This window comes from Pseudomonadota bacterium (assembly GCA_022361155.1).
In the GTDB taxonomy this organism is placed as follows: domain Bacteria; phylum Myxococcota_A; class Polyangia; order Polyangiales; family JAKSBK01; genus JAKSBK01.
Genome location: JAKSBK010000300.1, coordinates 1 through 13,543 on the forward strand (window position 1 = coordinate 1; position 13,543 = coordinate 13,543).

Sequence of the window (13,543 nt, forward strand, 5' to 3'; positions counted from 1 at the left end):
GTTGCAGCGGCCAGCAGCTTCGTGCTGCGCGTCAGCTTCGGTCTTTCGCGGCGCGAAAACCCCAAGGCGTAGCCTCCCAGGTGAAGCTGGCTCCTGGCCGGCAGCTTGTCGGGAACCTCGATACGGGTAAAGCGCAGCAGGGTCTCGCCCAGCGGCAAAAGGAGATGGGTGACTTCGAGGCCCGGAGCGGCCTCGTAGATCTCCACCTTGCGGCCGATCTCGGGCAGCTCCTTGTCCCAGTCGACGAGTGTCGGGACGTGGTTTCGCCCGCGGATGCGCAGCGTGGCCATGTGGTCGCAAGGTGCGTAGCCACGGTGAGCGGCCACGTAGCCCAGCTGGGAGTGATACGCCTGCTTCTGGTACTTCGGCAGGTACTGCACAGGCCCGTCTGCCCCGTGGTTGATCTGAACGATCGAGCCAGGGTTGCGCGTGCCAACGAACTTCCAGCCCTGCACCGGCATCTTGTAAACGAAATCGTCCTGCTCGACCGGCAGCGGCTGTTCTGCTGCGGTCCACAGCGGGTCGTTGTCCCGCAGACGCCAGAGCTCGCTGAAGGTCTGCATGGCCCAGTAGGTGCTGCCCGCATAGTTGTAGAAATCGCGCATGTGCGGGGAGCCATCGGCGCTCAGGGTCTGCAGCAAGCGTTGCCTGCGAAGGTCGAGCGCGCCGTTACGCATGTAATAAAGCACGTGCAGGCGGATGATGCGTCGGATGAGCCCCGGGGGCACGTCGCAAAAGCCGAGCCGGTGGGCCTGGACCAGCGAGGCGAGCCGAGTGAACTTGTAGGTGATGCTGCGGCCGTATTCCGGATGGGATCCATCGGCCCCGAAGGTGTACGGCTGCCAGCGGGTCACCTGGCGCAGCATGTCCGGAATCCGGCGCGCCAGCTCGGGATGGCGCTGGCGGTCCATTTCCCACCACAGGCCGAAGTGGGTGGCAAATACCCAGAACGTGTAGTCGTCGAAGTGGCGTCCCGTCCCGTCGGTAAACACGCCCTGGCCGAGATACATATCCATGCAGCTCGTCAGGTTGCGTTTCAGCATGGCCGTGTCGATGCTTCCGCCGAGCTTCGCGCGCGTCACCGCGGCCAGGGCGTGGAACAGGTTCCAGTTGCTGTCGCGATGGCCGGTGGCCGGCAGCCGCAGCCACTCGGCGACGTTGCTCGCGAAGTCCGCGGGAAGCTCCTTGCGGAAGCGCTCCCGTGCGACCAGTGCTGCGATCCCCGTCGGGGGCGCCTCCACGCTGAACTGGTTGCCGTTGAGCTTGCCGCCGGCGTACCTGAGGTCCCAGTACTCCGGGTGCTTGGGGTTGGTGGCGTTCGCGACGGTATCGATGAGCAACGGCTTCAGGTCGACAACGCCGTCGCGTGCCTGCAACGCCGTGGGGCGCCCGGGTCGAGTGAACCAGCCCGCGATGGCCCACAGCATGCGGCCTGTGAGCTCGGGATCGCCCGGAAGCGTCTTGGCCTTGGCCTTGGGCAGCTCCTTCCAGCGGCGGCGGTCCGGCACGTCGAGGATGCTCCCCCAGGCCTTACCCGGGCTCAGTACCTTGTCGTAGCCTTGGACCAGCTCCGCCCACAGCGCCACCCAGTCCCCGCGTCCTACCGGCTCCGCGAAGACCGCTGCGAGGCTCCTGCGCGCTGAAGCCTTCAGCAGCCCGGCGAACGGGAGCCCCGCCATCACCGTGGTCCCGAGCTGAAGAAAATGGCGACGCTTCATGCTTGCCTCGATTCCTGTGTGGCAGCACACGCTGTGGCGGGAGGCCCTGCGGCGGCAAGGCCCTGCAGGGTGCCCGCTGCATCACGGACACGCGGACCATCACGGTCGCACAGATGCGCGTACACCAGTTCGACCCGGCCTTGTCTTGTATATTCAGGTCGTGCTCGGCGGTATAGCAGATTGGCGTCGCGACCAGCGCGATATCTGGCCACGTTTGGTAGGAGCGCAACCCGTACGGGTGGTCGATGCTCGCCTCTTGACTTTGGCTCTGGCCCTGGCCTGGTCGGCGCTCGGCTGCAGCTGCGAGCAGGCGTCCGAAGCGACCACTCGCCCTCAGTCAAGCCAGTCGAATCGCCAGCCGGCGAAGCTGCACGGCCCGCAGCCGGCCGCTGCCGTGCGCAGCGTGCACAGCGCGACCCCGGGTGGCGAGCAGGGCCTCGGAAAACAGGGCGCCCAGCCCAGCAGCGCTTCGCCGCAGTACGTGGGCCGAGGCGTTTGCTCGCGTTGCCACCGGGCGGCGTTCGAGGCCTGGAGCGGCTCCCACCACGACCTTGCCATGCAGCGCGCCACGCACACGACCGTGCTCGGGGACTTCGCCAACCGTCGCTTCAGCCATTTCGGGCAGACCATGCTTCTGAACAAGACCGCCGACGGCCGCTTCACCGTGCGCACCCGGGACGGCAAGGGCCGGCCGCACGACTACACCGTGAGTCACACCTTTGGGGTCGCACCGCTGCAGCAGTACTTGGTGGAGACCGAGCCCGGCCGACTGCAGGCGCTGCAGGTGGCGTGGGATTCGCGCCCGAAGGCCCAGGGCGGACAGCGCTGGTTCCACCTGTACCCGGACGATCCCGTGCCTCCAGGCGACGCGCTGTACTGGACAGGTCCTGCGTTCAACTGGAACTCGATCTGCGCCGACTGCCACGCAACCGGCGTGCGGCGCGGCTACGATCGTGAAACCGCCCGCTACGAGACCGAGATGCACGAACAGGACGTGGGCTGCGAGGCGTGTCATGGCCCTGGCTCGAAGCACGTGGATTGGGCAAGCCGGGGCGCAGCCCCCCAAAAAGACGCGGGCACCAAGGGCCTGGTGCACGCGCTCACCAAACCCAGGTCGCGTCGCTGGACCTTCGTGGATGCTGCGTCGATCGCGTCGCTTTCGGGCGGGTCCAGGCGCGATCCCGAGCTCGAAGCCTGCGCGCCCTGCCATTCCCGGCGTGCCGACCTTGGCCCCGGCAAGGGTACGAGCTACCACGATCGCTACCGCCTGGAGCTCTTGGAGGAGCAGCTCTACTTTCCGGACGGGCAGGCCAGATCCGAGGTCTATGTGTACGGTTCGTTCCTGCAGAGCCGAATGTGGGCCAAAGGGGTTGTCTGCTCGGACTGCCACGAGCCGCACAGTCTCGAGCCGCGCGACGAAGGCAACGCCTTGTGCTCGCGCTGCCATCGTGCGGACGTGTACGACGTCCCGAAGCACCATTTCCATCCGCCAGCGAGCCGGGGCGCGCAGTGCGTGGCCTGCCACATGCCGCAGCGCACGTACATGGTGGTGGACCGGCGCCGCGACCACCGTCTGGGCGTGCCGCAACCGTTGCTCAGCGCGAAAACGGGCGCACCGGACGTCTGCACGGGTTGCCACAAGAAGCGAACGGCCCGCTGGGCAGACGCGCAGATCGCGCGGCGATTCGAACGACGCAAGCCCAGCCCGCATGCGCTGGCATTGTGGAGGGCACAGACACAGCAGCAGGGCGCGCACGCTGGGCTGCTCGCGAGCTTCGCAGACACGGACGCGACGCCCATGCTGCGCGCGAGCGCGCTCGCCCATCTCGGCCGCACACCCTCGTCTCGGGTGCCGGAGGCGCTCGCCAGGGCGGCCACGGACCGCAGTCCGCTCGTGCGTCGCGCTGCCGCCATGCTGGCAGCGGCGGTGCCGCCAGAAGCACGCCGGGTGATCGCTCAGCTGCTTGCCGATCCGGTGCGCAGCGTGCGAATCGAAGCCGCCTCGGCATTCCGCGGCGCCGATACCACGCGCTGGCCGGGACCGGTTCGCGGCCATCTGGAGCAGGCGCTCGCTGAGTACCGCGCTTCGCGCCTCTTCAGCGTGGACCGAGCCGAGTCCTTGGTCGAGCTCGCCTACCTCGAGCAGGCCGGCGGCCGCTTTGAACGCGCGCGAGCGCTGCTGCGCGAAGCGCTCGCGCGCGACCCTACCTGCACGCCGGCCTACATCAACCTGGCCGATCTGTTGCGCGCTGCGGGCAACGCTGCCGAGTGCGAGAAGCTGTTACGGGAGGGGCTGCGCAGGGCAGGCAGCAAGCCCGTGGTGCACCATGCGCTAGGCCTCGCGCTCACGCGCCAGCAGCGTCCTCGCGAAGCGCTGAAACACCTCAAGGCGGCCTACGAGCTACAGCCGAGCGACGCCCACGCCGGCTACGTATACGCGGTCGCGCTTTTCGATTCGGGCGACAAGGCCGGCGCCTATCGCCTCCTGCAGAGACTCCACCGGCGCTTTGGGACCAACGTCGAAGTGCTCTCCGCATTGGTGTCCTATGCGCAGCTGCTTGGCCGTGGCGATGCATCGGCACGCTACCGCGAAAAGCTCCGCAGCCTCTCGAGGTGACGCTGGCAGAATCCTGCGCAGACCCAGTGCAAAGACGGTCCTCGGGCCCGCCGCGGCTTGGGGCCGACCATGGGACGTCGTAGTATGCTCCGCCACGCCCCCAGCACCGCAAGCGACGCCAGGTCGTTCGGCGCTGGAAGTGAACGAGCTTGGGTATGCTGCGTAATCCAATCGCACGGCTGCGGCTGGTTTGCTTGCTGGAGGGTGTCTCCTTCCTGCTGCTGCTGGGGATAGCCATGCCGCTGAAGTACCTGGCAGCAATGCCCTTGGCCGTTCGGGTCACCGGCATGGTGCATGGACTGCTGTTCATTGCGGTGTGCGTCCTTGCTTTCCATGTCAGCAAGCTCAAGGGTTGGGGCAGCGACCGTGCCCTGCAGATCATCGTGGCCGCGCTGCTGCCCTTTGGTCCCTTCGTCCTGGACAGGAGCCTTCGCAAGGCTCAGCGCGAGGGTTGACCGCGAGCGCCTGAGGGGCCTGGTAGCGCAGCGTGCCGAGGCAGGCTAAGTAGCTCGCTATGGATCAGCCTCAGGTGGAGCCCAGCCTCGATCTGGAAGCGGAAATCCAGCGTCTCAGACGCGAGCGCAACGCCGTGATCCTGGCGCACTACTATCAGGAGCCGGAGCTACAGGATCTGGCCGACTGCGTGGGCGATTCCCTGCAGCTGGCGCAGGCCGCCAAGAGCACCAACGCGGACGTTATCGCGTTCTGTGGCGTGCATTTCATGGCCGAGACCGCGAAGATCCTGAATCCCCAAAAGACCGTGATCCTGCCGGATCCCGATGCGGGCTGCTCGTTGGCCGACAGCGCAGCCCTCGAGCCGTTTCGAGCCTGGCAGACCCGGCATCCCGGCGCCGTGACCATCAGCTACATCAACTGCACCGCCGAGGTGAAAGCTGCGAGCGACCTGATCTGCACCTCGTCCAACGCCGAACGCATCGTGAGCTCGGTGCCGCCCGATAAAAAGATTCTGTTCGCCCCGGATCGAAACCTCGGCCGGCACCTCATCAACAAGACGGGGCGCGACATGGTGCTCTGGCCTGGCGTATGCGTGGTCCACGAGACGTTCAGCCAGCGCAAGCTCGTGGCACTGAAGGTCCGCAACCCGAGCGCGGAGATCATCGCCCACCCCGAGTGCGAAGAGCCCGTGCTCGAGATGGCCGACTTCATCGGCTCGACCAGCGCGTTGCTCAAGTACGCAGTACAGAGCGACGGGACGGCTTTCATCGTCGCCACCGAGTCCGGAATCCTGCACCAGATGAAGAAGGCTGCACCGGAGAAAACCTTCATCCCCGCCCCCCCCGAAGGGCATTGCGCCTGCAGCGAGTGCCCTTTCATGCGCCTGAACACGCTCGAGAAGCTGTATCTGGCGCTGCGAGACCTGCGCCCGACCATCGAGCTTTCGCCGGAGCTCATGGAGCAAGCTCGTCGCCCCATCGACCGCATGCTGCAACTGTCGTAGGGAAGCTGTCACTTTACGCACGAGTCCCAATACCTGGGTTCGTATTTCGGCAAATGGGCCTCGGCGAACGCTCGATTCCGCGGTCGGCAGGCAAGTTGCTCTGCGATCGGTCGCGACGTTGGCGGCCTGTGCGGGGATCACTGCCGAGCGTTGGCGCGGATCGCCGCCGACCACCAAGTCGTCAGACCGCGACCGTACTTGTCGATGTTCGTCGCAAAGCGATCGTCTGCCTCGTACAGGTCCGCGAGCCCGGCGTGCGTCTTCGCGTCGCAGGGATAAAACCAGCGATCGATCGAAAGCCGGTGCCTCTCCGCGACCGCCATGGCTTCGGTGCCATCGGCCGGCGCGCTCGCACCAAAGAGTGCTGCCGCGGCGCTCATGATCGCATGGGACTCTTGCTTGTACCTATCCCAGTCCGCCTTGGTGTACTTGCTCGTGCGCTGCACGGACACCTTGTAGGCGTCGGTATTGCCCCAGCGCTCCTTGACTTCGTCCTCGTACCTCGAGGGATCGAAGCCATCGAACATCGCGCTGATCTCTTCTTTGCCCATGTCCTTCATGGTCTTTCCTCCGTCACCTGCTGTCGCCGCGAGGGCGACGTCGACAGCTCGCAGCATCGCGGCCGTACGCTGCGCGCGAGCGGCCAGATCCTTGCGCTGTCTTTCGAGAGCCGCACGTCGATCAAAGCTCGGATCGTCGAGGAAACGCTTGATCGCCTCGAGCGGCATCCCGAGCTCACGCCCTACGAGGATCTGCTGAAGGCGCAACAGGTCGTCATCGCCGTAGATCCGGTACCCTGCTCCCGTGCGGCCCGATGGCGGGAGCAGCCCAATTTCGTCGTAGTGGTGAAGCGCGCGCACGGACACGCCGGCGATGCGCGCGACCTCCTTCACCCGATACGTGCGGCTCTTTGCCATGCGCAAGAACCTACGGCCTCACGTCGCGTAAGGGTCAAGCGAATCTCGATCGAAACCACGAGCCCTAACGTAAGGACCGCCCACACCATAACCTGTGCAGATCGCAGAGGAGCGGGCGTCGCCGGCGAGGCGCGACGACGAGGAATACGGCGGGTATTTCGAGGAGGAGCACCACAGCCAGCGGCGTTTGGAGCCTGCGAGGTGGGCAGGCTATTTCGTGGCGGGTCCCAACTCGCCGGCGGCCTGACCTGGCGACTGCTCGCGTTCGAGTCGCGCTAGCAGGGGAGACCCTGTGGTCGTGATCTCATCCCGCAGAAAGCGGCAGCGCGGTTCGGCGCGCTCGAGGTAGCGTGCGAGCAGCTCGCGCCGGTCGCTGTGTTGCCTCGCTTGCTCCAGCAGCACCTCGGAGATCGCTTCGTCGGCGAGCAGGCGCGTCAGGCGCTCCGCGTGCAGCATGGCATGCGGAAAATCGCGCTTGGGGTCCCAGTTCTTGAAGAAAGCGGACGGCCACTCGCTGAGCGGACGCCCGGCAAGGGACTGCAATTTGCCTTTCGCAGTCCTGGTGATCAGATGGTTTTGCGCGCCCATGGAAAGGAGCTGGATCCGCGCCACACGCCGCTCCAGCGGGTCGGACGCCGACAGCGAGCGAAACCGCGCCTGGGCCATGCGGCGCACGAACTGCTGCGGGTTCTTCACGATGCCGCCGAGGGTGTCCTTCATGGCCATCAGCGCCTGGATCTGGCTCGTGCCCTCGTAGATGGGCATCGCCATGGCGTCGCGCAGCAGCTTCTCAGCGCCGTACTCGGTCATGTAGCCGTTGCCTCCATGGATTTGGAGACAGCGGCGCGCCATCTCCACCGCCTTTTCAGCAGCCAGGTACTTGAGCAAAGGCGTGATTCTCCTTGCTCTGTGCGTGTAGCCCTCTTCCTGTTGCCCGAGCCGCCTTTGCTGGACCTCGTCCTGGGTCGCCGCCCGAGCCGCCCGCAGCTTGCGGCTCATCTCTTCGAACCAGGCACCTTTCATGGCCATGGCTCTAAGGCCTTGGATGTCGGTGCGCATCTCGTCCAGGTAGTCCGCTATCATCTCATGCCGGTCGATGCTCTTGCCCATGCTGGAGCGCTCGGCTGCGTAGTCCCGGGCCATTCGATAGGCGGCCTCGCACACCCCGATGGCTTCGAACCCCACTCCGATGCGCGCGCCGTTCATAAGCAGGAGCATCAGTTCAAAGCCCTCGCCTCGCTTGCCGATGAGCCTTGCCGGCGCGTCTTCGAAATTCAGGGATGCGGTAACCGAAGCGTGGTGTCCGAGCTTGTGCTCGACACGCTCGAGACGCACGATCCTGCGACGGCTGCCATCTGCGCCCTGTTCGTACGCGGGCACGAGAAACATCGAGAGCCCCTTCAGTCCGGAGAGCGGGTCGGTCGAATCCTGAACCCTCTCGGTACGCGCGATCACGAAGTGGTATTTCCCATGCCCGGACGTGATGAAGATCTTGTGCCCGCTGAGCCGCCAGTTGCCGTGCTCATCCTGCGTCGCCACGCTCTCGAGCTGCGCCATGTCGCTGCCAGCGTCCGGCTCGGTTATGTCCATGCATCCCCAGGCCTCGCCCCGCACGATCTCATCCATTTCCTTCCGGAAGCGCGTCTTTCGGACGCGACCATCCGCCTCGAATTCCGTCGTGCCCTCCATGATCGAAAACAGCAGCATGGCTGTCGCCATGCCCCCATGAAAACCGTAGTGCGCTGTCATTCCGACGTCGGCTCGTGCGAACAGCTCGCCGTTGACGAAGTAGAGCATCAGCGGGCAGTTCAGACCGCCCAGTTCTCGGGGCAGGCACATGCCATGCACGTCGAGCTCCTTGAGCTGCTCGAAGATCGCCTCCATGCGAGCCGGCACCACGACTTCCCCCCGCTCGAGGCGTGCGCCCGCGCGGTCGATGGCCGCGGCATGGGGCGCCATTTCGTTGGCTACAAAGCCGCCGACGAGCACGGCAATTTCGCGATAGAACGCGACCGCTTCATCCGCGTTGTCAAACCCATCTTGAGCCCGAAAACCATGCTCGGTCAGCTCGATGAGCGGCTCCCAGGCGATGCCGCGCTCGAAGTAGAAGCGCAGGTCCTCGTTGTCGCTGAAGTAGTTGCTCATCGTCGCACCATGATCACGGTCGTAAGGCCCCGCCACACAATAACCTGTGCGGATCGCAGAGGACCGGGCGTCGCTGGCAAGGCGCGACAGCGAGCACTATCGGGGGTGTTTCGAGGAGGAGCACCACAGCCAGCGGCGTTTGGGCCCTGCGAGGTGGGCAGGTTACTGTGCGGCGGGGCCAGACCGTTCATGGGGGTCTTCGCTCCAGCGACGGCTTTCCCAGGCGTCTACCACTCGCTGGACGGGCCCGCAAAGGGCAGTTGCGCGTGGCTGACTGCGTCGGCGTCGCCCCGATTCTGTCGTAACCGTTCACCGGCGTGCTCGACTCGACGACTGCCGGGGGTGTGAACGCTTGCAATTGGTCGCACGCCTGGGCGCATGCGAAACGTGGTTTCGCCTCGCTCAACGAGGCGGCCGATCCTTGAAACAGACCGCTTGTTTGACCACGACAGCCGCACAGCGATCCTGAGTCTATTCCTTTAGAACCGTGGACCGCACCCGATAACGCGTGCGGCGAAGGTCAGCCTCGAACGTGGTGCGCGAGATCATCCGTCCGACGCAGATGTAAGCCCATGGCGAGCACCAGCCTACACGGGATGCCCCCCCCTGTCGTCAATCCGGTGTGCAGGGCGCCGTCGCCCAACGTGACTCCATTATTGCAATTCAGCCCAAAGGGTGCATTTGGCCCATTCCGATCGAGGAAATACTTGGGCGTTCCTGCTTGAGTTGCGCAAATGTTTCGGTGTTCCTTCTCGGCGTGGATGCATGATCTCAAGTATGGATAGCCTGGCTAGGCCGTAGATTATCCGGACCATCCGCCGCGTTGAGCTATTGACAGGGTTGTCGGGGTGTGGCGTACTCGAAAGGCTTGATACCTTGCCGCATAGCAGCCAGTTTGCGGGCAGCCATTGAGGGAAACTAAGCGAACGGCATCGCAGATCGAGGCGTTTTCTGACCGGAAACCGGGGCTGCGGTTTCCGGGCGGGTGGTGACGAAGGCACGATGGCCCAGAGAGATGTCTTGAAGGCTGGCCGGAGGAGGGAAGCCCCGGACCGCCTTCGCCAATGGTTCTGTAGAGGCTCTCGTTGCGCCACCGGCAGGGTCCCAAAGTAGTAGCAGGCTAGACGAGTATTCTATTCAGCATGGCCGATCCAGATCAGGAAACGATCGAGGAGTTTCTCGTCGAGAGCCGGGAGGGCTTGGAGCAGCTCGAGCGCGACCTCGTGGCACTGGAGGGCCAGCCGGGCAACGACGAGATTCTGTCGAGAATCTTCCGTACGCTGCATACGATCAAAGGGTCCAGCAGCTTTGCCGGGTTTTCCCGGCTGGAGTCGATCGCCCACTCGGCGGAGCACGTACTCAATCGGCTGCGCGACGGTCACTTGAGACTCGATGCCGAGATCACCGAGGTCTTGCTCAGGGCCGTGGACGCGATTCAGGAGATTCTGCGCTGCATAGAGGAAACCCAGACAGAAGGAGAGACCAAAGACCTGGACGCGCTGATCGCGCTGCTGAACCAAGTCAGCGGCAGCGCTCCCGACGCGCTGGACCGGTCGGCTTCCGCGGCATCGGTGGGGGCCGAGGAGGCAACAAGCACCCCCGGAATCAAGGACAAAGCAAACGGAGCGACGTCCGACAACAGTATCCGGGTCAATATCGAGCTGCTCGACAAGCTCATGAATCTGGTGGGCGAGCTCGTCTTGGCGCGCAATCAGATCGTGCAGTTCACGTCGGACACTAGCGACGCGGGCCTCGTGACTACGTGCCAGCGTCTCAATCTGATCACCAGCGAGCTGCAGGCGGGGATCATGAAGGCGCGCATGCAGCCCATCAACAACATCTGGGGCAGGTTTCCGAGGATCGTGCGCGACCTGGCGAAGGAATGTGGCAAGAAGGTTCGATTGGAAATCAAGGGCAAGGAGACGGAGCTCGACCGGGGCCTGCTCGAGGCGGTCAAGGACCCCTTGACGCATCTCGTGCGCAACGCGTTGGACCACGGCATCGAGGCCCCGGAACGGCGTAAGGAACGCGGCAAGGCGGAAGAGGGGCTGCTGGTGCTTCGAGCCTTCCACGAGGGAGGGCAGGTCAACATCGAAATCAGCGACGACGGCCAGGGAATCGACCGGGAGCGGATCAAGGAAAAGGCGCTGCGCAAGGGGCTCGTCACTGCCGAGCGGGCGGCCCAGATGAGTGCCAGGGAGGCCGTCGACCTGGTTTACCTGCCCGGGTTTTCGTCCGCCGAGGAAGTGACGACGGTTTCCGGCCGGGGCGTGGGCATGGACGTGGTCAAGACCAACGTCGAAAAATTCGGAGGCAGCGTCGATCTCGACAGCACACCAGGGCGTGGAACGCGGGTCATGATAAGGATCCCGCTCACCCTGGCGATCATTCCCGCCTTGATCGTGCGCAGCGGGCAGGAGCGCTTTGCGATTCCCCAGATCGCGCTGGTGGAGCTGGTTCGCCTGGAGGGCGAATCCGCACGCAACGGCATCGAAATGATGCACGGAGTGCCTGTCTGCAGGCTGCGCGGGCGGTTGCTTCCCGTCGTGGATCTGGGCCTCGAGCTGCAACTGGGAAGCGAGCATGCTGGAACGGATAAGGGCACGGGAGAGGACGACGAACAGGTGCTCAACATCGCCGTTCTTCAAGCGGATCAACGCCAGTTCGGGCTCGTGGTCGACGAGATTCGCGACACGCAGGAGATCGTGGTCAAGCCGGTTCCAAAGCAGATCAAGGCCTTGACGGTGTACTCGGGCTCCACGATCCTGAGCGACGGGCAGGTGGCACTGATTCTGGACGTGGTGGGCTTGGCCCAGCAGGCCAACGTCGTGTCCGAGCGCACCGGTCGAGCGCTCGTCAACGACGAGGCGCATGAAGCTTCGAGGGAGGATGGAGGCCAGCAGCTGCTCTTGTTTTCACTTCACGATGACGAGCGAATGGCGATCCCCTTGTCGATGGTAGCTCGCCTGGAGGAGTTTCCGCGCTCCGCCATAGAGCAGGCGGGTGCGCGGGAGGTCGTGCAGTATCGTGATCAGATACTGCGGCTGTTCGATGTGGCCACGATGCTCCCGGAGCGGCGCAAGAGCGCGCGGACCGCACGACCGGAAGCCGAGCAGGTAAGGGAGACGGTCCAGGTCGTGGTCTGCAGGATCCAGGAACGGGACGTTGGGCTCATGATTGGACGGATCCTCGACACCGTGGAAGAGAAGCTGACGGTCAAGGATTCCGCCAGCCGCGAAGGGGTCCTGTTCAATGCGATCATCAAGGAGCGCGTGACCGAGATGCTGGATGTTCCGGCCATGATAAGAGGCGCAGACCCCAGCTTTTTCAACCAGATGCCGGTGGGATCCAGTTAGGTTCAGGGTTGGTTCAGATGGCGCAGGAGCAGCAGTTTTGTACGTTTTTCCTCGATGGATTGTTTTTTGGAGTCGAGGTCGAGCGTGTTCAGGAAGTCATACGCTTCCACGACATCACCACGGTTCCCCTGGCGCCGCCCGTCATTCGGGGCTTGATCAATCTACGCGGGGAGGTGATCGCAGCGATTGACTTGTGCGACAGATTGGAGCTGAAGGGGCACGCGAGCATGCCGGTGAACGTGGTGGTACGAACCGGGGACGGCCCTGTCAGTCTCCTGGTCGATGATGTGGGTGACGTGCTGGATGTGAAACAAGAGGACTTCGAGGCGCCACCCGAAACGCTTCGAGGACAGGCAAGGCATCTCATACGCGGGGCATACAAGCTGAAGGAGCGCCTGTTGATGGTGCTGGACATCGGCAGGACCGTTGACGTCAACGCCTCAGTGGCGTGAGCGAGAGGGTGTCATGGACGAAAGCGAAAACAATCAGGAAGGCCACCAGGAAAACTACCAGGATGGCCGCCAGGAAAACCGCCAGGAAAACCAGGAGGCGCGGGCCAGGAAGCGAGCAGGCAAGGCCAGAACCGGGGCGGCGAGGGGGCAACGTTCGGGTGGCTCGGACCCGGCGCCGGTTCGGGACAACGGTTTTGGTGATCTTGGTGAGGCCCTGCGAAAGGCTGCAGCCGGCGATTTTTCGGTCCGGGTACCTGCGGATGCCATGGGGGCCATCGGAAGCGAATTCAACGCTTTGATGGATTTGAACGAGATGCTGATCGGGGAGCTGGCTCGGGTCAGCGGGGTCATCGTGGAAAAGGGACGCCTCAAGGAGCGGATGTCGCTGGGGCGTGCAGGCGGCGCGTGGGAGAGAGGGGTCGAAGCCGTCAACACGATGATCGGAAGCCTCGCGCAGCCGACGGCCGAGGTAGAACGCGTGATCACGGCGGTCGCCAAAGGCGATCTTACCCAGGAAATGGCGCTCGAGATCGAAGGGCGCCCGCTTCAGGGTGAATTCCTCAAGATCGGAAGGACCGCCAACACCATGGTGGCGCAGCTGAACGCGTTCGCGGAGGAGGTCTCTCGGGTGGCCAAGGAGGTGGGCACCGAGGGCAAGCTGGGAGGACAGGCGAAGGTGAAAGGGGTTTCGGGGACGTGGAAGGAGCTGACGGAGAACGTCAACCAGATGGCGTCGAACCTGACGGGCCAGGTGCGCAACATCGCGGAGGTGACCAAGGCGGTGGCGCAGGGTGACCTGTCCAAGAAGATCACGGTGGATGTGAAAGGCGGGGTCCTCGAGCTGAAGGACACCATCAACACGATGGTCGACCAGCTGAA

The 13,543-nt window shown here is 64.4% G+C and carries 9 protein-coding genes; 6 read left to right on the forward strand and 3 right to left on the reverse strand.

Going from position 1 to position 13,543, the window contains the following annotated elements:
• The coding region (locus MJD61_11705; GenBank protein MCG8555933.1) for a DUF2264 domain-containing protein at positions 1–1,718 on the reverse strand (1,718 nt) is incomplete at its 3' end.
• Here MJD61_11705 and MJD61_11710 point away from each other — a divergent pair.
• The 3 genes from MJD61_11710 (at position 1,717) to nadA (ending at position 5,794) form a co-directional block, all read left to right on the forward strand.
• Complete coding sequence (locus tag MJD61_11710) at positions 1,717–4,335, forward strand: tetratricopeptide repeat protein (GenBank protein ID MCG8555934.1); 2,619 nt, start codon at positions 1,717–1,719, stop codon at positions 4,333–4,335. The genes MJD61_11705 and MJD61_11710 overlap by 2 nt on opposite strands.
• A gap of 155 nt (positions 4,336–4,490) precedes the next feature.
• Positions 4,491–4,790 carry a DUF3817 domain-containing protein gene (locus MJD61_11715; protein MCG8555935.1) on the forward strand — a complete coding sequence of 100 codons (300 nt, stop codon included), beginning with the start codon at positions 4,491–4,493 and terminating at the stop codon, positions 4,788–4,790.
• Positions 4,791–4,849: 59 nt separating this feature from the next.
• Complete coding sequence (gene nadA / locus MJD61_11720) at positions 4,850–5,794, forward strand: quinolinate synthase NadA (GenBank protein MCG8555936.1); 945 nt, start codon at positions 4,850–4,852, stop codon at positions 5,792–5,794.
• Between the two features lie 137 nt (positions 5,795–5,931).
• Here nadA and MJD61_11725 read toward each other — a convergent pair whose 3' ends face one another.
• Together MJD61_11725 and MJD61_11730 are read right to left on the reverse strand one after the other, a co-directional pair.
• The gene (locus MJD61_11725) at positions 5,932–6,711 is read right to left on the reverse strand and encodes a MerR family transcriptional regulator (GenBank protein MCG8555937.1); all 780 of its coding nucleotides are present in this window, start codon (positions 6,709–6,711) and stop codon (positions 5,932–5,934) included.
• Positions 6,712–6,921: 210 nt separating this feature from the next.
• The gene (locus MJD61_11730; protein MCG8555938.1) at positions 6,922–8,856 is read right to left on the reverse strand and encodes an acyl-CoA dehydrogenase family protein; all 1,935 of its coding nucleotides are present in this window, start codon (positions 8,854–8,856) and stop codon (positions 6,922–6,924) included.
• Between the two features lie 1,142 nt (positions 8,857–9,998).
• Between MJD61_11730 and MJD61_11735 the strand changes: the two genes are divergently transcribed.
• The 3 genes from MJD61_11735 to MJD61_11745 form a co-directional block, all read left to right on the forward strand.
• A complete protein-coding gene (locus MJD61_11735) occupies positions 9,999–12,212 on the forward strand; it encodes a chemotaxis protein CheW (protein ID MCG8555939.1) in 2,214 nt (737 codons plus the stop codon).
• Positions 12,213–12,229: 17 nt separating this feature from the next.
• Positions 12,230–12,664, forward strand: coding sequence for a chemotaxis protein CheW (locus tag MJD61_11740; protein ID MCG8555940.1), 435 nt, complete (start codon positions 12,230–12,232; stop codon positions 12,662–12,664).
• A gap of 13 nt (positions 12,665–12,677) precedes the next feature.
• A partial coding sequence (locus MJD61_11745; protein MCG8555941.1) for a HAMP domain-containing protein occupies positions 12,678–13,543 on the forward strand: 866 nt, incomplete at its 3' end.